This is a genomic window from Streptomyces sp. NPDC052109, from assembly GCF_040680195.1.
Lineage (GTDB): Bacteria > Actinomycetota > Actinomycetes > Streptomycetales > Streptomycetaceae > Streptomyces.
This window is the reverse complement of sequence record NZ_JBFAWF010000007.1, coordinates 219,866-240,976: the sequence shown is the minus strand read 5'-3', so window position 1 is coordinate 240,976 and position 21,111 is coordinate 219,866. Positions and strand designations below refer to the sequence as shown.

At 71.1% G+C, this 21,111-nt stretch carries 17 protein-coding genes; 12 read left to right on the top strand and 5 right to left on the bottom strand.

What is annotated here, in order from left to right; all coding sequences use genetic code 11:
- The first annotated feature begins 1 nt into the window (after position 1).
- The 6 genes from AB0L59_RS17560 to AB0L59_RS17535 all read left to right on the top strand — a co-directional run bounded on the left by AB0L59_RS17560 (position 2) and on the right by AB0L59_RS17535 (position 5,992).
- On the top strand, positions 2–1,045 hold the full coding sequence (locus AB0L59_RS17560; RefSeq protein WP_365584062.1) for an agmatine deiminase family protein: 1,044 nt from the start codon (positions 2–4) through the stop codon (positions 1,043–1,045).
- A 26-nt stretch (positions 1,046–1,071) separates the two neighbouring features.
- Positions 1,072–1,563 carry a hypothetical protein gene (locus tag AB0L59_RS17555; RefSeq protein WP_365584060.1) on the top strand — a complete coding sequence of 164 codons (492 nt, stop codon included), beginning with the start codon at positions 1,072–1,074 and terminating at the stop codon, positions 1,561–1,563.
- Complete coding sequence (locus tag AB0L59_RS17550) at positions 1,560–2,168, top strand: TetR/AcrR family transcriptional regulator (protein WP_365584057.1); 609 nt, start codon at positions 1,560–1,562, stop codon at positions 2,166–2,168. Before AB0L59_RS17555 ends, AB0L59_RS17550 begins: the two co-directional genes overlap by 4 nt.
- 172 nt (positions 2,169–2,340) lie before the next feature.
- Positions 2,341–3,663 (top strand): MFS transporter, encoded by a 1,323-nt coding sequence (locus AB0L59_RS17545; RefSeq protein ID WP_365584054.1) that lies wholly within the window; start codon positions 2,341–2,343, stop codon positions 3,661–3,663.
- Positions 3,664–3,948: 285 nt separating this feature from the next.
- A complete protein-coding gene (cimA, locus tag AB0L59_RS17540) occupies positions 3,949–5,559 on the top strand; it encodes a citramalate synthase (RefSeq protein ID WP_365584051.1) in 1,611 nt (536 codons plus the stop codon).
- A 13-nt stretch (positions 5,560–5,572) separates the two neighbouring features.
- Complete coding sequence (locus tag AB0L59_RS17535) at positions 5,573–5,992, top strand: VOC family protein (protein WP_365584049.1); 420 nt, start codon at positions 5,573–5,575, stop codon at positions 5,990–5,992.
- 3 nt (positions 5,993–5,995) lie between these two features.
- On the opposite strand, the gene AB0L59_RS17530 is transcribed toward AB0L59_RS17535, so the two are convergent.
- Together AB0L59_RS17530 and AB0L59_RS17525 are read right to left on the bottom strand one after the other, a co-directional pair.
- Positions 5,996–6,598, bottom strand: coding sequence for a GPP34 family phosphoprotein (locus AB0L59_RS17530; protein WP_365584047.1), 603 nt, complete (start codon positions 6,596–6,598; stop codon positions 5,996–5,998).
- A gap of 193 nt (positions 6,599–6,791) precedes the next feature.
- Positions 6,792–8,657 carry a ricin-type beta-trefoil lectin domain protein gene (locus AB0L59_RS17525; protein ID WP_365584044.1) on the bottom strand — a complete coding sequence of 622 codons (1,866 nt, stop codon included), beginning with the start codon at positions 8,655–8,657 and terminating at the stop codon, positions 6,792–6,794.
- Between the two features lie 147 nt (positions 8,658–8,804).
- On the opposite strand from AB0L59_RS17525, the gene AB0L59_RS17520 reads away from it, so the two are divergent.
- Together AB0L59_RS17520 and AB0L59_RS17515 are read left to right on the top strand one after the other, a co-directional pair.
- Positions 8,805–11,819 (top strand): glycoside hydrolase family 3 N-terminal domain-containing protein, encoded by a 3,015-nt coding sequence (locus tag AB0L59_RS17520; protein WP_365584041.1) that lies wholly within the window; start codon positions 8,805–8,807, stop codon positions 11,817–11,819.
- A 47-nt stretch (positions 11,820–11,866) separates the two neighbouring features.
- Positions 11,867–13,252, top strand: a complete 1,386-nt coding sequence (locus AB0L59_RS17515; protein WP_365584039.1) for a hypothetical protein — start codon at positions 11,867–11,869, stop codon at positions 13,250–13,252.
- A 20-nt stretch (positions 13,253–13,272) separates the two neighbouring features.
- Here AB0L59_RS17515 and AB0L59_RS17510 read toward each other — a convergent pair whose 3' ends face one another.
- Positions 13,273–13,500 carry a hypothetical protein gene (locus AB0L59_RS17510; protein ID WP_365584036.1) on the bottom strand — a complete coding sequence of 76 codons (228 nt, stop codon included), beginning with the start codon at positions 13,498–13,500 and terminating at the stop codon, positions 13,273–13,275.
- Positions 13,501–13,505: 5 nt separating this feature from the next.
- On the opposite strand from AB0L59_RS17510, the gene AB0L59_RS17505 reads away from it, so the two are divergent.
- On the top strand, positions 13,506–14,102 hold the full coding sequence (locus AB0L59_RS17505) for an FUSC family protein (RefSeq protein WP_365584033.1): 597 nt from the start codon (positions 13,506–13,508) through the stop codon (positions 14,100–14,102).
- Here AB0L59_RS17505 and AB0L59_RS17500 read toward each other — a convergent pair.
- Positions 14,089–14,685 carry a YceI family protein gene (locus AB0L59_RS17500; RefSeq protein WP_365584030.1) on the bottom strand — a complete coding sequence of 199 codons (597 nt, stop codon included), beginning with the start codon at positions 14,683–14,685 and terminating at the stop codon, positions 14,089–14,091. The two genes, AB0L59_RS17505 and AB0L59_RS17500, sit on opposite strands and share 14 nt — an antisense overlap.
- Positions 14,686–14,910: 225 nt before the next feature.
- Here AB0L59_RS17500 and AB0L59_RS17495 point away from each other — a divergent pair, with 225 nt between their 5' ends.
- From AB0L59_RS17495 to AB0L59_RS17485, 3 genes are all read left to right on the top strand, one after another.
- Complete coding sequence (locus tag AB0L59_RS17495) at positions 14,911–15,426, top strand: hypothetical protein (protein WP_365584027.1); 516 nt, start codon at positions 14,911–14,913, stop codon at positions 15,424–15,426.
- A 477-nt stretch (positions 15,427–15,903) separates the two neighbouring features.
- Entirely contained in the window at positions 15,904–17,499 is a 1,596-nt protein-coding gene (locus AB0L59_RS17490; protein ID WP_365584024.1) for an acyl-CoA carboxylase subunit beta, read from the top strand.
- A gap of 57 nt (positions 17,500–17,556) precedes the next feature.
- A complete protein-coding gene (locus AB0L59_RS17485) occupies positions 17,557–17,751 on the top strand; it encodes an acyl-CoA carboxylase subunit epsilon (protein WP_365584022.1) in 195 nt (64 codons plus the stop codon).
- Positions 17,752–17,810: 59 nt separating this feature from the next.
- Here AB0L59_RS17485 and AB0L59_RS17480 read toward each other — a convergent pair whose 3' ends face one another.
- Positions 17,811–20,894 (bottom strand): NACHT domain-containing protein, encoded by a 3,084-nt coding sequence (locus AB0L59_RS17480; RefSeq protein ID WP_365584019.1) that lies wholly within the window; start codon positions 20,892–20,894, stop codon positions 17,811–17,813.
- Positions 20,895–21,111: the final 217 nt, after the last annotated feature.

Genomic DNA, 21,111 nt, shown 5'->3' with positions numbered 1-21,111 from the left:
CATGACCACCCCCGCCGCCGACGGCTTCCGTATGCCCGCCGAGTGGGCCCCGCACGAGCGCACCTGGATGGCGTGGCCGGGCCCCAACCCCACCTTCGAGGACCCGGACGACCTCGCCGCCTCCCGGACCGCCTGGGCGACCGTGGCCCGCGCCGTCCGCCGCTTCGAGCCCGTGACCGTGGTCTGCGGCCCCGGCCAGTCCGCCGAGGCGCGGGCGCTGCTCGGCCCGGACGTCGACACCGTCGAGCGGGATCTGGACGACGCCTGGATGCGCGACATCGGCCCCACCTTCGTCACCGACGGCCGCGGGCGACTGGCCGCCGTGGACTGGACGTTCAACGGCTGGGGTGCCCAGGACTGGGCCCGCTGGGAGCACGACTCCAAGATCGCCGCACATGTTTCCGACCTCGCGGGCGCCAAGACGTACGCCTCGAAGCTGGTCAACGAGGGCGGCGCGATCCACGTCGACGGTGCGGGCACGGTCCTGCTGACGGAGACGGTGCAGCTCGGCCCCGAGCGCAACCCGCACTGGTCGAAGGAGGAGGTCGAGGCCGAGATCCACGCCCACCTCGGCACGGAGAAGGCGATCTGGCTGCCGCGCGGTCTCACCGGCGACTACCCTCCCTACGGTTTCGGCACGCTGGGCCACGTGGACATCGTGGCCGCCTTCGCCGGACCGGGCGTCGTCGTCGCCCACCACCAGCCGGACCCGGCCCACCCCGACCACGAGGTCACCCAGGAGGTCATCGGCATCCTGAGGTCGGCGACCGACGCCCGGGGCCGCAAGCTGGAGGTGGTCGAGGTCCCCGCGCCGACCGTCCTGGAGGCCGACGGCCACTGGGCCGACTACTCCTACATCAACCACTACATCTGCAACGGCGGACTGGTGCTGTGCGGCTTCGACGACCCGCGCGACGAGATCGCCGCAGGGATCTTCCGCCGACTCTTCCCCGAGCGCACGGTGACCCTGGTGGACGCGCGTCAGATCTTCGCGGGCGGGGGCGGCATCCACTGCATCACCCAGCAGCAGCCGAAGGTCCGGTGACGGCCCGCTTCCGGTAGAACATACGGGTGAACGTCCTCGTCTGCGCGGCCCGCGGCCGCCGTCTCAGCGAGCCGCTGCGTCTGCTGCCCGGGCTGCCCGAGCGCCCGGCGTACAGCGGGCTGAAGAACCCCGACGGCTCCCGGCACGCGCCGTCCACCGTGCCCCGGGGCGCGTCCGCGGTGGATCCGGCGCCGTCCGGGGCGCCGTTCGTGCCCCATCCGGACCCGGAGCGGATGGGGTACGCCATCCCCGGCGTGTGCCTCGGCGACGCCGACGGCCGGTCCCTGATGCCGGCCGGACCACATGACACATGGGTGGTCCATCCCGAGGACACCCGGGACTTCCTGGCCTCCAACGACGCCTGCCGGGAGACCGGGTGCTGCGGTGCCTCGGGAACGCACGGGCCGAACCTCGTGTGCCCGGGGTGCCGAGCCGAGGTGGCGACCCTGTTCGCCGACTGCTCCGGACCCTACGAGACCCACCTCCTCCCGGCAGCGGTACGGGCGGTTCCGGCATGACCGAGACACCGTCCCCCCGCCGCCGCACCCCCGCCCCGCCCCGCGAGGACGTCCTCGTCGCCGCCATGGACATGATCGCCGAGCGCGGTCTGGAGAAGCTCACCATGGCGGCGCTGGGCCGTGAGGTCGGCATGAGCAGCGGTCACCTGCTCTACTACTTCCGCTCCAAGGACGAGCTGCTGCTGCGGACCCTGGAGTGGAGCGAGGGGCGGCTCGGCGCCGAGCGCGGCCGGCTGCTCACCGGCCCCGGAACGGCGAGCGAGCGGTTGGCGGCCTACGTCGACCTCTACGTCCCCGACGGCCACCGCGATCCGCACTGGACGCTGTGGCTGGAGGTCTGGAACCGCTCGCAGAACGCCGACGACGACGCGCGTGCCCGGCAGGCCGCGATCGAGGGGGCGTGGCACCGCGACCTGGTCGCGCTGATCGCCGAGGGGATTTCGCGGGGCGAGTTCCGGCGGGTGGACGCGGACCGCTTCGCGGCGCGGCTGCGTGCGCTGCTCGACGGGTTCTCCATCCATGTGGCCATCGGGCTGCGCGGCACCGACCGAGAGCAAGTGCTCGCCCACGTAAGGGAGTTCATCAACGAGGCGCTGCTGCCGTGAGGGCCGGCCCCATGTACGACGTGCCCGGCGGCCTGACGCGACGAGCGCGGATGCTCGTCGCCACGCACGGCGCCAGGGTCGATGTCCGGCCTGTCGAGAGCCACAGACAGTACGACGGAGGACCCAGGCGGTAAAGGAATCGTTTCCTCCGCCACCGGGCATGTACCGGCCCATGGGACGACAACACTGGAAGAAGATCTGGGTCGGGTCCGCGGGCAACATGGTCGAGTGGTTCGACTGGTTCGTGTACGCGAGCTTCGCCACGTACTTCGCCGGCGCGTTCTTCCCGAGCGGGGACCCCACCGCCCAACTGATGAACACCGCCGGCATCTTCGCGGTCGGCTTCTTCATGCGCCCCGTGGGCGGCTGGCTGCTCGGCCGGGTCGGTGACCGCAGGGGCCGCAAGGCGGCGCTGACCCTGACCGTCACACTGATGTCGGCGTCGGCGATCCTCATCGCCGTCGCCCCGACCTACGCGGTCGCCGGCTACGGCGGCGCGGTCGTGCTGCTCGTCGCCCGCCTGCTGCAGGGCCTGTCGGTCGGCGGCGAGTACGCCGCCAGCGCCACGTATCTGACCGAGGCCTCGGACCCGAAGCGGCGCGGATTCGCCTCCAGCTTCCAGTACGTCTCCATGACCACCGGCCAGATCGCCGGCCTCGGCCTGCAGATCATCCTGCAGCGCACCATGTCCGACAGCGCGCTGCACAGCTACGGCTGGCGCATCCCCTTCGTCGTGGGTGCGCTCGGCGCGGCGATCATCTTCTACCTGCGCCGCAGCATGCTGGAGACCGAGGTGTACGAGGAGGACGCCTCCCACGCCGAGGAGCGCGGCACCCTGCGCGCCCTGTGGCAGCACAGGCGGGAGGCGTTCCTGGTGATCGCCCTCACCATGGGCGGCACGGTCGCGTACTACACGTACACCACCTATCTGACCAAGTACCTGTCCAACTCGGCGGGTCTGTCCAAGGAGACGGCGACGCTCGTCTCCTTCACCGCGCTGATCGTCTTCGCCTGCCTCCAGCCGCTCGCGGGCGCCCTCTCCGACCGCATCGGCCGTCGCCCCCTGCTGATCACCTTCGCGGTCGGCTCCACCGTCCTCACCGTGCCGATCATGACCCTGCTGCGGCACGCGGACGGCTACTGGCCGGCCCTCGGGCTCGCCCTGCTCGCGCTGGTCGTCGTCACCGGTTACACCTCGATCAACGCCTGTGTGAAGGCCGAGCTGTTCCCGACCGGCGTCCGCGCCCTCGGCGTGGCCCTCCCGTACGCCATCGGCAACGCCCTCTTCGGCGGGACGGCCGAATACGTCGCCCTGTGGTTCAAGAACGCCGGGATCGAGTCCGGCTTCTACTGGTACGTGGCCGGCTGTGCCGCCGTGTCCCTCGTTGTCTACGTCACCATGCGCGAGACGAAGGATCTGGATCTGGCCCGGGTGAAGGCCGTTCAGGGAGCCGGGGAGGGATCCGGGGAGTCCAGTCTGACGACCGCATCCTGAGACGGTCGGCGAGCCGGGGGCGGGTTTGTGCCAGACTGCCCCCGTGCTCTCGTTCGCCATGATTATTGGCAGCAGGCGCGCCGGTCCGCAGTGACCACCTCGTACGACCAGGTGCGGGTGGCCACCGTCGTCCTCGACCCGCGCGCAGACCTCTCGCACCCGCGAGGGGTTTTTTCGTTTTCCGGCCCACCTGCAGCCGGCGGCGATGCGCGAGGGACCATTGGGGGGACGGTGGAGCCGGTCATTCCGGTAAGACCGAAGATCCACAACAGGAGCCTTGAGACCATGACCGAGACGGCAACCAGCGAGCTCGACGACTCGTTCCACGTCTTCGACACCACGCTGCGCGACGGCGCGCAGCGCGAGGGCATCAACCTCACCGTCGCGGACAAGCTCGCCATCGCACGGCACCTGGACGACTTCGGCGTGGGCTTCATCGAGGGCGGCTGGCCCGGCGCGAACCCCCGCGACACCGAGTTCTTCGCCCGCGCGCAGGCGGAGATCGACTTCCGCCACGCGCAGCTGGTCGCTTTCGGCGCCACCCGCCGCGCAGGCGCGAAGGCAGCCGAGGACCCGCAGGTCAGAGCGCTCCTCGAGTCCGGAGCCCCGGTGATCACCCTGGTCGCCAAGTCGCACGACCGGCACGTGGAGCTGGCGCTGCGCACCACGCTGGACGAGAACCTGGAGATGGTCCGCGACACGGTGTCGTACCTGAAGGACCAGGGCCGCCGGGTCTTCGTCGACTGCGAGCACTTCTTCGACGGCTACCGCGCCAATCCCGAGTACGCCAAGGCCGTCGTCCGTACGGCCGCCGAGGCCGGCGCCGACGTCGTCGTGCTGTGCGACACCAACGGCGGCATGCTGCCCGCCCAGGTCCACGCGGTCGTCGCCACCGTCCTCGCCGACACCGGCGCCCGGCTCGGCATCCACGCCCAGGACGACACCGGCTGCGCGGTCGCCAACACGCTCGCCGCCGTCGACGCGGGCGTCACCCACGTCCAGTGCACGGCCAACGGCTACGGCGAGCGGGTCGGCAACGCCAACCTCTTCCCGGTCGTCGCCGCCCTGGAACTGAAGTACGGCAAGAAGGTGCTGCCCGAGGGCAGGCTCCGCGAGACCACCCGGATCTCGCACGCCATCGCCGAGGTGGTCAACCTCACGCCGTCCACCCACCAGCCGTACGTGGGTGTGTCGGCCTTCGCCCACAAGGCCGGCCTGCACGCCTCCGCGATCAAGGTCGACCCGGACCTGTACCAGCACATCGACCCCGAACTGGTCGGCAACACCATGCGCATGCTGGTCTCCGACATGGCGGGCCGCGCCTCCATCGAGCTGAAGGGCAAGGAGCTCGGCATCGACCTGGGCGGCGACCGCGAGCTGGTCGGCCGGGTGGTCGAGCGGGTGAAGGAGCGTGAGCTCAAGGGCTACACCTACGAGGCGGCCGACGCCTCCTTCGAACTGCTCCTGCGCGCCGAGGTCGAGGGCAGGCCGCTGCAGTACTTCGACGTGGAGTCCTGGCGGGCCATCGTCGAGGACCGCCCCGACGGCACCCACGCCAACGAGGCCACGGTGAAGCTGTGGGCCAAGAGCGAGCGGATCGTCGCCACGGCGGAGGGCAACGGCCCGGTCAACGCCCTCGACCGCGCGCTGCGCGTGGCCCTGGAGAAGATCTACCCGCAGCTCGCCAAGCTGGAACTGGTCGACTACAAGGTCCGCATCCTGGAGGGCAAGCACGGCACCCAGTCCACGACCCGGGTGCTGATCTCCACCTCGGACGGCTCCGGCGAGTGGTCCACGGTAGGCGTGGCGGACAACGTCATCGCCGCGTCCTGGCAGGCCCTGGAGGACGCGTACACCTACGGGCTGCTGCGGGCGGGCGTGGAGCCGGCGGAGTAGTCACAGTGGAGGCATGACCAACGCTGATGTGCTGTCCCGGGCCCGCGTGGCGCCCCGGCTGCCCGCCGGTGACCTGGAGCGGGCCCGGCGCTTCTACGCCGAGAAGCTCGGCCTGGAGCCCCTCGACGAGCGCCCCGGCGGGCTGCTGTACCGGTGCGGCGGAATCGACTTCGTCGTGTTCCGCTCCACCGGAGTCTCGCCCGGCACCTTCACCCAGATGGCGTTCGAGGTCGACGACCTGGAGTCGGTGGTGGCGGAGCTGAGGCGGCGCGGGGTGGTGTTCGAGGACGTGGACGCCCCCGGCTTCCGCACCCGGGACGGCATCGCCGATATCGAGGGCAACTACCCGAGCAGGGGAGCGCGCGGGGAGCGGGCCGCCTGGTTCCGGGACAGCGAGGGCAACCTCATGGGCATCGGCCAGCCGGTCCACTGAGGCTCAGGGCGCGCGCCAGATGTTGTCGAAGGCCACGTTCTCGATGCGGCGCCGCTCGCGCACGGCCACCAGTTCGGTCACCGCGTCACCGACCGCCACCAGGACGGTGACGACCGCCTCGTCCTCGGGCTCGGGTGGGGCCGGGCGGTCGTCCGGGACACCCAGGGTGGAGGCGAGCCCCGCCAGGACGGGTTCGTGGGACCACCACCGGTCGGCCGCGTGCCGGCGGGCAGGGGTGTCGGCCTTGGGGCCGTCCCGGTCGCGCAGTGCCAGCCAGTGCCGGCGCCTGCCGGTGAGCTGCCCGTCGGACTCCAGGACGTCCCGGTAGGCCGTGGCCAGCCCCTGCCCGCGCCGCCACAGCCAGTCCTCGACCGTCTCGTACGGCTCCTGGCGGACCAGCGCGGCGCCCGCCTCGTCCAGCAGCCGGTCGCCCGTGGTCAGCACCGGGCCCGGCACGATCCGCCCCTCCTCCAGGGTGAGCGCCCGGGCGCCGAGGAGGTCGATCAGCTCGGCCCCGGCCAGCGCCAGTGACAGATCCCCCTGCTCGACGGGCTGCTCGCGGGGAATGTCCAGGCTGACGAGGAACAGATCCTGCGGTGTGGTCATACCCCTACCATGGGCCGGTGAGCGCCGGAGCGCAGCACGGCGGCGCTCACCTTTGCGCGCTTTTCAGCCGGCTGAGCCGGTGGACGCCCACGCCCGGCCGGCCGAGCCGGTCCGCGCCCGCCCACCGGCCGAGCCGAGTCGCGTGGTGGGCGGGCGCCGGGGATCCAGGGGACGGAACCCCTGGCAGAGCGCCCTACCGAAGGTTCCACTTCTGGTTCGCGGCCCCGGTGCACGACCAGATCTGCGCCCGCGCCCCGTTCGCCGACGAGTTGTCCGTCACGTCCAGGCACTTGTCGGCCGCCGTGTTCACCACATCACCGGTCGAGGCGTTGTACGACCATTGCTGGGCCCCGGTTCCGTTGCAGTCGTACAACTGCACCTTGGCGCCGTCGGCGGTCGAACCCGACGTCACGTCCAGGCACTTGCCGAGCGCCTGGACGGATCCGTCGGTCTGGACGGTCCACTGCTGGGCGGAGCTGCCGTTGCAGTCGTAGAGCTGCACGGCGGTGCCGTTGGCGCTGGAACCGCCCGCGACGTCCAGGCACTTGCCGGCCAGGCCGACGAAGGAGCCGGTCTGCGCGCCGCCGCCGGACTGGGTGCCGGACCAGGTGAAGGTGGCCGAGGTCTTGCCGGGAAGTGAGTAGGTAGCGTGCTGCCCGCCCCAGTCGATGGTGACGGTCTGGGCCGAGGAGGAGCCGTTGTAGGCGATCAGCGCCTTGCTGCCGTCGGGGTTGCGCCAGGCCACGTTCGGCACGGTGGTGGACGCCGTGGAGGCGATCCGCTGGGCGCCCGGCCGGACGAACTTGGTCAGCTGGCCCATGTCGTAGTACTCGACGGTGTAGTCCACGGTGCCGCTCGCACCGTCCCCGTCGTGCACCGTGATCAGGCCGGTGCAGGTGCCGCAACCGCCGTTGTGCGGCCCGCCGTTCTGGTCCACGGCCAGCGACCACTTGGTCACCGACTTCGCCCAGTTGCGGGTGTAGTCGATGATGTTGGACATGTCCTCGTGCTGCTGGTCGGCGATCCACGTGCCGCCGGAGTGCTCGGTGCCGAAGGCGTCCAGCGAGGGGTACTGGTTGTGCACGGTGGTCTGCTTGGAGACGTCACCGCCGTAGCCGTGCCAGGCGATCCCGCCGAAGTTGGGGTGGTTGCGGATCGCCGCGTCGTCGACGCTCTGGGCCGCGTAGGAGTCGTAGGTGTCCCAGTTCCAGTCGTGCGCGAGGACCTTGGTGGAAAGCCCCGCCGACTGCAGCTGCGGCAGCAGGTCGTTCTTGAGGAAGTAGTCGAGACCGCTCGCGTTCCAGCTCATCGACGGGTAGCCGGAACAACAGGTGGGCTCGTTCTGCGGGGTGACGTAGGAGACGTTGATCCCCTGGTTCCTGTACGCCTGGAGGTACTTCACGAAGTAGGCGGCGTACGCCCCGTAGTCCTCGGCCTTCAGCCAGCCGCCGTTGAGCGAGCCGCTGTCCTTCATCCAGGCCGGAGCCGTCCATGGCGAGGCCATGACAGTCAGCGACGGGTTGAGCTGGAGCGCCTGCTTGGTGAGCGGCACGACGTCCGCGAGGTCGTGCGCGATGGAGAAGCTGTTCAGGTTCGGGTCCGTCTGCCCGGACGGCACGTCGTCGTACGTGTAGCCGTACCGCGCGAGGTCCGAGGCGCCCATCGGATTGCGCAGGAACGACAGCCCGATGCCGTCCGTCGGCGAGAACAGCTTCTTCATGGTCGCGTCCCGGGTGGCCTGCGACAGCGCTCCGCTGCTGTTCATCAGCCAGGCCGCGGTGTCCGTGAACGACGCGCCGCCGCCGGTGAAGGTCTGGTAGCGGGTGTTCTCGTCGACGGTGATGTTCTCGCCGCCGCCGCCCGTGCCGGACTGGAAGGCGAACGGCGTCTGTGCCTGCAGACCGCGTACGACATGCCGTCCGGCGGAGTCGTCGGTGGTGGTCAGCCAGGCCGTGACCTGCTCACCGGCCGCGTGCGCGGGGGGTACGGCGGCGGTGAAGCCGGCGGCGGAGAGCAGCCCGGCGAGCAGCAGCCGGACCGTGCGGGGGGTTCTCCTCATGGGGCGTCGCCCTTCCTCTCGGGTCGACAGAGCGGTTGTCGAAGGGGGTCGGCAACTGACGTGCCATCTTGACGGGTTGAAATGCCGTCAGTTAACTCACGGCGTGAGCTAAGTCATGAGTGAACCATGAGAGCCGAGGGAAGGTCTATGCCAAGAACCGCCCTGCTCGTCTCCGGGGCCCTGCTCGCCACCCTGGTGCCCCTGTCCGCCGCCGCCCACGCCGCCGACGACCCCGCTCCGACCCCCGTCGACCGCTTCGAGGGCGAGGTCCCCTTCGCCGCCCAGCCCGCCGACGGCATCTTCACCTGGGGAAGCGACTCCGACGACCCGCCCGCCCTCCACCTCGCCGACCGCGCCGACGCCCCCGAGGGCGCCAAGGTCCTCGCCGGCACCTACGACATCAGCGGCTACGGCGGCTTCACCCACGACTTCGCCGCCGGGCAACCCGCCCACGACTGGTCCGCCCACAAGGGCATCCGCTTCTGGTGGGAGGGGCGGGACAACGGCCGGAAGATCGCCTTCGAGATCAAGGACGGCGGCGGCAACGGGGAGGCGTCGGAACTCTGGACGACCTCCTTCACCGACGACTTCACCGGCTGGAAGCAGATCGAGATCCCCTTCACCGACTTCCAGTACCGCACGGACTACCAGCCGGTCGGCGGCATCGACCACGTCCTCGGGCTCACCCGGATGTGGGGGTACGCGGTCACGCTCCCGGCCGGCACCAAGGGCGACTTCGCCATGGACGACGTCGAGCTGTACGGAAAGGCCGACCAAGCCCTGCGCGCCTCCGTCACCACGGACGCGCCCGTGTACCCGGTCGAGCAGGGCCGCACCGCCAAGGTCGGGGTCACCCTGGCCACGACCGGCGACCGGCCCGTCGACGACCCCGTGACCGTCACCTACACGACGGAGGGCGGCACCGCCACCGCCGGCCAGGACTACACCCCCGTCTCCGGCACCCTCACCTTCCCGGCCGGCACCGCCTCGGGGACGACGCGGACCGTCGAGGTGCCCACGCGGGCGGTCAAGGCCGCCTCGTCCGCGAAGACCATCCCGCTCAAGCTCACGGTCACCGGCGCCAAGGCTCCCGCCGAGACCCCGCAGATCGTCATCGACGCGCACGGACTGCCGTACCTGAACGCCAAGTTGCCGGTGCGGAAGCGCGTCGCGGACCTGCTGTCCCGCATGTCCCTGCAGGAGAAGGCCGGGCAGATGACCCAGGCCGAGCGCGGGGCCGTCGGGGGCGGGGGCGACATCGCGGCCTACGGCCTCGGCTCGCTGCTCTCCGGCGGCGGCTCCACGCCCACGCCCAACACCCCCGAGGCCTGGGCGAAGATGATCGACGGCTTCCAGTTGCGGACGCAGGCGACCCGTCTCCAGATCCCGTTGATCTACGGCGTCGACGCGGTCCACGGCCACAACAACCTGGCCGGCGCCACGATCATGCCGCACAACATCGGCATCGGCGCGAGCCGGGACCCGCAACTCGCCTACGACACCGGCTCGGTGACGGCCGCCGAGGTCCGCGCCACCGGCATCCCGTGGGACTTCGCGCCCTGCCTGTGCGTGAGCCGTGACGAACGCTGGGGCCGCTCCTACGAGTCCTTCGGCGAGGATCCCGCCCTCGTCCAGTCCATGGAGACCATGATCCAGGGCCTCCAGGGCCGGGCCGACGGCCGGGACCTGAGCCGGAACGACAAGGTGCTCGCCACCGCCAAGCACTTCGTCGGCGACGGCGGTACGGCCTACGGCTCCTCCACCACCGGCACCTACACGACCGACCAGGGCGTCACCACCGTCACCCGGCAGCAGCTTCAGGACATCCACCTGGCGCCCTTCGAGACGGCCGTCCAACGGGGCATCGGCACGGTCATGCCGTCGTACTCCTCGCTCGACATCGTCGGCGACGGCAAGGGCGCCGTGAAGATGCACGCCCGCGGCGACATGATCAACGGCGAGCTGAAGGACCGGATGGGCTTCGACGGCTTCGTCATCAGCGACTGGAACGCCATCGACCAGCTCCCCGGCGACTACGCGACCCACGTCCGTACGGCCGTGAACGCCGGCGTCGACATGATGATGGTGCCGTACACCTACAAGGACTTCGGCTCCACGCTCGTCGACGAGGTCAAGGCCGGCCGGATCAGCGAGAAGCGGATCGACGACGCCGTCTCCCGCATTCTCACCCAGAAGTTCAGGCTGGGCCTCTTCGAGCACCCCTACGCCGACACCAGTGGCGCCGCCGCCATCGGCTCCCCGGCCCACCGCGCGGTCGCCCGCAAGGCCGCCGCCGAGTCGCAGGTGCTGCTGAAGAACAGCGGCGGGCTGCTGCCGCTGAAGAAGAGCGAGAAGGTGTACGTCGCCGGGTCCAACGCCGACGACCTCGGCAACCAGACCGGCGGCTGGACCATCACCTGGCAGGGCGCGTCCGGCACGCACACCCAGGGCACGACCATCCTGCAGGGCATGCGCGAGGCCGGCGGGGACGTCACCTACTCCAAGGACGCCTCCGCGCCGACCGACGGCTATGACGTCGGCGTGGTCGTCGTCGGTGAGACCCCGTACGCCGAGGGCGTCGGCGACGTGGGCAACGGCCACAGCCTCCAGTTGTCGGCGGCCGACCAGGCGGCCGTGGACAAGGTGTGCGCGGCCATGAAGTGCGCGGTGCTGATCGTCTCGGGGCGCCCGCAGCTCATCGGCGACCGGCTGGGCAAGATCGACGCGCTCGTGGCGTCCTGGCTGCCCGGCACCGAGGGCGAGGGCGTCGCCGACGTCCTCTACGGCAAGCGCCCCTTCACCGGACAGCTCCCCGTCACCTGGCCCACGTCCGAGTCCCAGCTCCCGATCAACGTCGGCGACGCGTCGTACGACCCCCAGTTCCCCTACGGCTGGGGTCTGACCACGCTCACCGATGTGCCGGGGGGCGGTACGGCCACCCTGCACGCCCTCGCCGTGGCGGCCGCCGCGGCCGAGCGGAAGGGCGCCGACCGGGCCGGGCGCGAACTGGTGGCCAAGGCGCGGCTGCTGGTCCAGGACCGGGTGGGGGAACGGATGACGCAGGCGGTGGCGAAGCCCTTCGCCGACGCCGACCACCTGCTGCTGACCGGCCGCTACGGGAAGGCGGTGGAGAAGCTGACGGAGGCGTACCGGGCCGCCTAGGTCCTGCCCGATGTCCGGGTATGGGAGGCTTCGGGTAGCTTCGAAGCATGAAGGCCGTCCCGCGGACCCGAAGCCTCCCCGCCCTGCTGCTGGCCGTCCTCGCGCTGGCCGTCGCGACCACGTTCGCGCCCAGGGCGAGCGCGGACACGAGCGTCTCCACCATCGCGCGGGCCCTCCGCAGCGGCCCGGTCTACGTCGACCCGGCCGCCTCGGCCCAACTGCCGAGAGCGGACGCCGACGCGCTCGCCAAACGCATCAAGGACGCGGACAAACCGCTGTTCATCGCCGTGCTCCCGGCCGGCTACCGCACCGCGAACCTCTTCTCCGACCTGCGCGCGGCCACCGGCATCACCGGCCTGTACGGCATCCGGCTCGGCGACCGCTTCGACGCCCGCGCCGACTCCTCCGTCATGTCGGCGACGGCCCGGCAGAACCTGGTGACGAGCGTCCAGGGGGAACCGGCCAAGGCCCAGCTCACCGACTTCACCGACCGCGCGCTGGCCGCCATGGGCGGCCATGCCCCCAAGAGCTGGGGCGGCTCGAGCGGCTCCAGCGGCGGGGCGCCCACGGCGGCGCTGATCGCGGTCGGCGCGTTGGTGGTGGCCGGCGGCGCGGGCGCGTACGCGCTGGTGCGCCGCAACCGACGTCGCCACGAGGAGGAACAGCGGGCCGCGCTGGACCGGCTGCGGGTGGTCGTGGACGACGACATCACCGCGTTCGGAGAGGAGCTGGACCGTCTCGACTTCCAGCCGGCCGAACCCGGCGCCGACGACGCGATGCGCGCCGACTACGAGCACGCCCTGGACGCCTACGAGACCGCCAAGCAGCGCATGGCCGCCGCGACCCGGCCGGAGGACGTCCGCGCGGTCACCGAGGCACTGGAGGACGGCCGCTTCTCCCTGGCGCGTCTCGCAGCCCGCCGCGGGGGCCGCCCCCTGCCCGAGCGCCGCCCGCCCTGCTTCTTCGACCCGCGCCACGGCCCCTCGGTGACCGACGCCGACTGGACGCCGCCCGGCGGCGCCCCGCGCCAGGTCCCCGTCTGCGCGGCCGACGCCACCCGTCTCGCCGACGGCCGCGACCCGGTGATCCGCGAGGTCGACACGGACCACGGCCGCCGCCCCTACTGGGACGCGGGTCCCGCCTACGGCCCCTGGGCGGGCGGTTACTTCGGCGGCGGCATCCTGCCCGGCCTGCTCGTCGGCACCCTCCTCGGCAGCATGATGGCCACCCCGTCGTACGCCGCCGACTACGGCACCGGGTACGGGGACTTCGGCCCCGGCCAGGGCGGTGACTTCGGGGGCGGCTACGAGGGCGGCGACGTCTCCGGCACGGACTTCGACCCAGGGGACTTCGGGGGCGGCTTCGGGGACGGCGGAGGGTTCGACGGGGGAGGCGGGGACGGCGGTGGCGGCGACTTCGGCGGGGGGTTCTGAGCGCCGGGCCTGCCCGTCCGTCAGCGGCGCTCGGCCTCGTCGTCCGTCTCCACCGAGCCCAGCCGCTCCATCACCCCGGCCGCCGGCCCCAGCACCCCGCGCTCCGTCTCGCCGAGAGCCCCGAGCGCCTCGGCGAGCCACGCGTCCCGCTCGGCCATGTCCCGCTCCAGCGCGCGTCGCCCGGAGCCGGTGAGCGACAGGACGGACTGGCGGCGTTCGCCTGCGGCCCGCTGCTCTTCGACGACCACTGGCCGTGGGCGGTGCTCACCGTGTACGTCGTGGCCGGTGGCAACCGGGGCCGAACGGACGTGCTGCGCAAGGAGTCGAGCGCTTCGCCGGGGCGACCGCGGGCACGCTCCCGGCCACCGGCGTGGCGGCCACCGGTATCACGGGCGAGGCGTCGGTCGCGGTGATGTTCGTCATCCTCACCGTCGCCCTGTGGCTGCGCCCGCTCAACTACGCCTACTGGGCGGCCGGCATGACCACGGCCCTGTCCCTGCTCCTCGGCTACTTCGGCCAGAACGCGACGGAACTGCTGCCGGCCCGCCTGGCCGGGACAGCCGTGGGGGCCGGCCGGTGTGCAGGCCGGGCCGCCACGGCGTCCGGGCGATCGTCCGGCGGCGTCCCGCGGACTCCCCGCTCCCGCGGTCAACCGACCAGCACCCGCCGGCCTCGGAACACCCCGGGACGTTCTCGTACGAGGCGACGCGGACCCGGTCGGTCCGTGCGCACTTCTCGTAGGCCGATGTCATGGGGCCGTCCCGGCAGGACGCGCGAGCGCCCGCCTCCCGTTCCCGGGGGCGGGCGCGCTCGTGGAAGGGCCGGCCTGCGCAGGCTCAGCCGTTCTTGATCGCCGAGATGTCGAAGTTCAGCTTGATCTTGTCGGAGACGAGCATTCCACCGGTCTCCAGCGCCGCGTTCCAGGTGAGGCCCCACTCGGAGCGCAGGATCTCGGCCTTGCCCTCGAATCCGACGCGCTCGTTGCCGAACGGGTCCTTGGCGGCGCCGTTGAACTCCAGGTCGATGGTGATCGACTTGGTCACGCCGAGGAGCGAGAGGTCGCCGGTGATGCGGTAGTCGTCGCCGCCCAGGGCCTCCGCCTTGGTGGAGCGGAAGGTCATGGTCGGGAACTCGTCGATCTTGAAGAAGTCGGAGGACTTCAGGTGACCGTCACGGTCCTCGCTGCCGGTGTCGATGCTCGACATCTTGACGTCGAGCGTGGCCGTGGAGCGGCTCGGGTCCGTGCCGTCCAGGTGCAGGGCGCCGGTGAAGTCGTGGAAGCTGCCCTTGACGTTGGTGACCATGGCGTGCCGGGCGGTGAAGCCGATCGTGGTGTGCGCGGGGTCGATGGTGTAGTCGCCGGAAAGCGCGGCCAGGTCGGGACCCGCGGTGGCGGTCGCGGGGGTGGTGTCCTTGCGGCTGAAGATGCCCATGTCCTGCTCCAGGAAAAGTGTCTGTTGAACGTTAAACGAACTCCGTACTCCGAAGGTAGACCCATACGGTTCAGTTTTCAACATCATCCGCAGCGTGTTTTCGTGATCGCACCGTGTAACGGTGTACGCCCTCTGGCGGACGCGCGTAGAGCTCGGGCACCATCTGGGTGCACCACCTGCACAGCCGTCCCACAGGAAACCCGGCCCACCGCAGGAAAGGTCCCCATGAAGCTCGCGAAAGCCGTGCGGCTCCGCTCCGTCCTGACCGCGCTCGCCCTCGTCGTCGCCCCCGGCGTCGCCGTCGTCGGCACCGCCACCGACGCCTTCGCCGTCACCAAGATCAGCCAGGCCACCGCCGAGTCGATGTTCCGGCAGGTCGGCATCACGTGGTCGTCGTCCGGCAACTGCACCGACCGGAACAACTCCACGTGTACGTCGTTCGACCAGCTCAACCTCGCCACCGCCCAGGGCGCCCAGACCCTGAAGCGGGCCAGCGGCTGCGCCCTGAACATCACCGGCGGCACCGAGACCGGCCACGCCTCCGGCACCTACTCGCACTGGAACGGCTACAAGCTCGACTACTCCAAGAACACCTGCGTGACGTCGTACATCAAGAACAACTTCTCCTACATCGGCCTGCGTGGTGACGGCTACCCGCAGTGGCAGTCCGCCTCCGGCAACGTCTACGCCGACGAGGGCAACCACTGGGACGCGCTGTACTACAACTGCGGCGGCTGCTGAGCCGCGGCACGGGAGGGCGGCGACCGGCCCGGCGGGCTGCCCTGCGCCGCCCTCCCCCCGGCCCCGCTGACCTGGGGCTGACCGGCGGCAACGCCGGGCGGGCCGGTACGGTGGGGCCTCGGCGGGCGCGAACCCGCTCCTCGCGTCAGGGGCAGTACGGCCGTCTCCGTGTCGGTGGGCCACCTGCGCGGGTGAATCGCCGGAGATCGTCCGCGACCGTCCGGCGCGGGCGGGGAGGTCCTGTCGGCGGACCGCCGTCCGAGGCTGTCTGTCACCCCGGGGTGGCATGGGCCGGCCACGAATGTGAGGCGGCTCTCAGGTGTCGTCTTTGTGGCGCCCCTACAACGCCGACGCCCATTGAGCAGTCGAAACGGCTGCACGCGGCCATGGTTCTGTTCACTGGTACCAGGAAAACGGGCCGGAGACTGTACGGAGTCAACGGCTCGCTTTCCTTGGTGTCCTTCGTAAGGTCGCTACATGACCGTTTTGGAAGAGACGACGGGTGAGCCGACCGGTGAGCCGACGGACGCGCGCGGACGGGTCGCCGAGCTGCACGGCATTCGTGCCCAGGCCGTGGCGGGCCCCAGCGAGAAGGCGACCGAGGCGCAGCACGCCAAGGGCAAGCTGACGGCGCGGGAGCGGATCGAGCTGCTCCTGGACCCCGGGTCCTTCCAGGAGGTCGAGCAGCTGCGCCGGCACCGCGCGCAGGGCTTCGGTCTGGAGGCGAAGAAGCCGTACACCGACGGTGTCATCACCGGCTGGGGCACGGTCGAGGGCCGCACGGTCTTCGTCTACGCGCACGACTTCCGGATCTTCGGCGGCGCGCTCGGCGAGGCCCACGCCACCAAGATCCACAAGATCATGGACATGGCCATCGCGGCCGGCGCGCCCCTGGTCTCCCTGAACGACGGCGCGGGCGCCCGCATCCAGGAGGGCGTCTCGGCCCTCGCCGGCTACGGCGGCATCTTCCAGCGCAACACCAAGGCGTCCGGGGTGATCCCGCAGATCTCGGTGATGCTCGGCCCGTGCGCGGGCGGTGCGGCCTACAGCCCCGCCCTGACGGACTTCGTCTTCATGGTCCGCGAGACCTCGCAGATGTTCATCACCGGCCCGGACGTGGTCAAGGCGGTCACCGGCGAGGAGATCACCCAGAACGGCCTGGGCGGCGCCGACGTCCACGCGGAGACCTCCGGCGTCTGCCACTTCGCGTACGACGACGAGGAGACCTGCATCGCCGAGGTGCGGTACCTGCTGTCGCTCCTCCCGCAGAACAACCGCGAGAACCCCCCGCGGGTCGACTCGTCCGACCCGGTGGACCGCCGCGGCGACGTCCTGCTCGACCTGGTCCCGGCCGACGGCAACCGGCCGTACGACATGGCCAAGGTCATCGAGGAGATCGTCGACGACGGCGAGTACCTGGAGGTCCACGAGCGCTGGGCGCGGAACATCATCTGCGCGCTGGCCCGCCTGGACGGCCAGGTGGTCGGCATCATCGCCAACCAGCCGCAGGTCCTCGCCGGCGTGCTGGACATCGAGGCCAGCGAAAAAGCTGCGCGCTTTGTCCAGATGTGTGACGCTTTCAATATCCCGATCGTCACCTTCCTGGACGTGCCGGGGTTCCTCCCCGGTGTCGACCAGGAGCACGGCGGAATCATCCGCCACGGCGCGAAGCTGCTGTACGCCTACTGCAACGCGACCGTGCCGAGGATTTCGCTGATCCTGCGCAAGGCGTACGGAGGTGCCTACATCGTCATGGACTCCCAGTCGATCGGCGCCGATCTCACCTACGCCTGGCCGACCAACGAGATCGCCGTGATGGGCGCCGAAGGCGCCGCGAACGTCATCTTCCGCCGGCAGATCGCCCAGGCGGAGGACCCCGAGGCCATGCGCCAGAAGATGGTCAAGGAGTACAAGGCCGAGCTGATGCACCCGTACTACGCGGCCGAACGCGGCCTCGTGGACGACGTCATCGACCCCGCCGAGACCCGCGAGGTCCTGGTCAAGTCCCTGGCGATGCTCCATTCCAAGCACGCCGACCTGCCCTCCCGCAAGCACGGCAACCCGCCGCAGTAACCCAGCGGACCCGCCGCGGCAACCCCGCGGACCTCTCTCTCACGGAGACTGACACCCATGAGCACTCCTGACATCCGCGTCGAGAAGGGCCACGCCGAGCCCGAGGAAGTCGCCGCCATCACGGCCGTCCTCCTGGCCCGCGCGGCCGCCCGCACCGAGCCCGCGCCCCAGACCCACCGCGGCCGTCCCAAGGCCGGCTGGCGCCGCCTCGAGCGCGAGGGCGGCTTCCGGGCACCGCACAGCTGGCACTGAGTTCTACCGCGTGAGCTACGGCCCCGCCGCTCCCTTGGGAGGGCGGGGCCGTGGTGTGCTCAGCGGACGGTGACGGTGACGCCGGGCAGATCCGGTGCGGTGAGCGGGCCTTCGCCGGCTTCGCAGCTCTCCAGTTCCAGCCGCCTCAGCCGGGGCAACGCGCGCAGGACGTCGAGTCCGTCGGACAGGAGGCAGTTGTACATGCTGAGATCGACGAGTTGGGGGCAGGCCGAGACGAGCCGCCGGGGCACGTCTGAGGCGTCGAAGTTGTACAGCGTCAGGCTGCGCAGGCCGGTCAGCGTGGACAGGGGGCCGAATTCGGGCAGGCGGCTGCGCCAGACGCCGACGAGATGCAGGTACTCGATACCGGCGTACGGGGCCACAAAGCCCAGCCTGGTGGCTTTCGTGACGCCGGAGAAGGACAGCAGGATGAGTTCAGGAAGGACCGGGAGTCCCTCGATACCGTCCGGGCCGGCGAGCGGCAGCTGCAGGAAGCGCAGTGCGGGCAGATCTGTCAGGGCTTCCGGATGCCGGAGCGACGCACCGCCGAACACCTGGAGGAATTCCAGTTCAGGGTGCTCCTTCAGCAGGGACAGGTCGGCCGTGCCCCTGACGGTGCACATCAGCTGCTGGAGCGGGGGGAGTTCCGTGAGAACGGACAGGTCCTGGAGCGCGAACCTGATTCTCAGTGTGGTCAGTGACCTCAGCCGCACCGCCGCCCGTAGCTGGGCCGAGTGCGTCAGGCCCACCCAGTGCCGCTCCAAGGGGAGCCCAGCCATCACCCGGTCGGCGTAAGCATCGGCGTCGAAGTACGCCCAGGCCTCGATGAGCGCGGCGACCACGTCAGAACGCTCGTCCCGCGCGTACCCCTCCAGCAGCCCCAACGCCTCCTCCCCGCCGATCAGCGCAGCGGTCCGCACCGTCTCCACCGCCGCCTTCGACGTCAGTTCGTCCAGTGAGCGGGGCAGTCTCCGCAGCAGGCTCGGGCCGACCGAGGCCAGCGCGGGCGGGTCCGTCCGCCGGCGCGGCGGCAGCAGCGCGGACACCGCCTCCTCCAGCCGCCCGGCGAGCCCGTCGGAGACCTCCGGCACCGTCTCCTGGCAAGCAGCCGCCAGCAGCCGGAGCTTGCGTGCGTACCGGGATTCCCCCCTCGCCCGGTCCAGGATGCCGCCCAGCAGTTCCTCCCGCTGCGGCCGGTTCGCATGGCCCGCCGCCATGATGATGGTCTCCCGCCACAGATCCAGATGAGCGCGCTCGACCAGGTTGCCGATGCGGTCCTCCTCCGTGGCCTCCTCGGCGGCCAGGTACTCCTGGAAGCTCCGGTGGACGAAGTCCAGGCGGCCCTCGGCCGGGGAGCGGAGGATCCCCGAGCGGTCGCGGAGCTGCTCCAGGACCTTTCCGCCGTCCTGCTCCTCCAGGTGCCGCATCCCGGCGAGCTTCTTGCCGAGGTGCACGGCCGCCTGCTCCAGCGTGATGTCACTGCGGTTGTTGTCGGACAGCCGCCAGGCCAGGTCCCGCAGCAGGACCAGCTTGTCGTTCAGGCTCAGCCGGCTGTCCACCGCGCTCGGCACGTTCCGGTCCGCGTCCCGTTCGTGGACCAGGGCGTGCAGGGCGTTGCGGTACAGCTCCATCCGGTCGCGCGGGAGCTGGCTGCCCCGGTTGAGGTGCATCGCGCACAGCATCGCCGCCAGCAGCGGGGTGCCCGCCAGCGACTGCAGGTGCGGGCGGTCCTTCAGGCTGGTCAGCAACGACTGTTCGTAGCGCGGCAGTTCCTCCGCCGTGCAGGGAAGGTCCTCGCCCAGTTCCCGTACCGCCTGGTGCCACTGCCGCACGAAGGCCGCCAGGTCGGGCGGGGCCATGCGGTCCAGGTGGAGCGCCGTGAACTCCTCGCGGCGCAGCCAGTCGGCACGTGCCGCGGCGGGACGCGACGTGACTACGACACGCACGGTGCCGTACGCCGTCAGCAGCTTGCGCAGCCACTCCCGTACCCCCCGCCGCTCGCTGTCCAACAGCTCGTCCACACCGTCGATCAGGAGCAGGGCGTTGCCCTCGGCGAGTTGGCGTTCCACCCACGCCTTGGGCATCACTCCGGTGAGGTGCCCGGCCACCGAGTCCAGCATCGCCTCCGGCCTCGGCAGTTCCCGCCCGCTGTACTCGCGCAGCTTGACGAACGCCGGAGTCAGGCCGTTCCAGGCGGCCAGTTCGCCGGTGAAGGCGCCTCGTGCCGCGGTGATCGCCAGCCAGCGCAGCAGCGTTGTCTTGCCCGAGCCCGCCTCGCCGCGCAGCAGCACCCGGGTGGCTCCGCCGAGGGCCGCCTCCACCCGCATGCCGGCGCTCTCGCCGGGCTCCTCCCAGTCGCTCATGTCGGGCCGGAGCACGGGCAGTGAGCGCGTCGGGCGGCGGCTCCCGTCGTCGCCCGTGGCACGCAGGCTCACGTACGCGACCGACAGCCGCACCTGCGCTCCCGCCCGGTCGGACGTGCGCCGGAACAGCTCCACCTCGTCCAGGCACGTGCTGACCAGTTCCAGATAGCGGCGCCGGAATTCGGCGTCCCGGTCCGTCCCCTCCGGCGCGAAGAGCGACCGGTCCGGCAGCCGCTCCAGCACCCGCGCGATCTCCGCGCCCAAGGACGTCGTACGGGCCAGCAACTCGCTCAGCGCCCGCTCCTCGAAGACCGGCAGGCCCTGCACGATCCGCACGTAGTACTCGACGCACTCCGCGAACAGCACCTCGTACAGCCGGCTCTCCGCCTCACCGAGGCCCACCGGCGGTCGTACCGCCCCGGTCACCCGCCGCACGATCTCCGCCGGTCGCGCATCCGCCGCCAGAATCGCCCCGTCCGACAGGTCCGCCGCCGCGAACGTGTCGCACACCCCGTCGATCACGGCCTGTCTGCCGCTCTCCTCCAGCCCCGGGAACTCCCGGTCCAGGAAGGGCGCCAGCCGGTCGTAGACCGCGTCCGCGATCTCCTCGAACTGGCGCTGCACGCCCCGCTGGTAGCGGAGCCCGGACACCCGCAGCCGGATCAGCTCGGACATGTCCATGCGGCGTTCCTGCTCCCGCCGCTTCCCCCCGAGCCATGTCTGGGCCGCCGCCTTCGCCACGGTCGTCCCCAGCCGTAATGCGGCCGCCTCAGCGCTCATGAAATGCCCCCTCGACGCGACGATCGAGGGCATTGTCACCCGGTGCGCCGGGCCTCGTCCCGCTTTCGCAGCCACAGGCCCATCGGGACGGACAGCGTCGGCACGACGACCGCCGGCCACAGCCCCGACGGCGGATCTCGATCACGACCATCCCCCGGTGCCTATGACAAAGGCTCCCGTCCCTCGGGAAGAGAGACAGGAGCCCACGTCGGTTGCC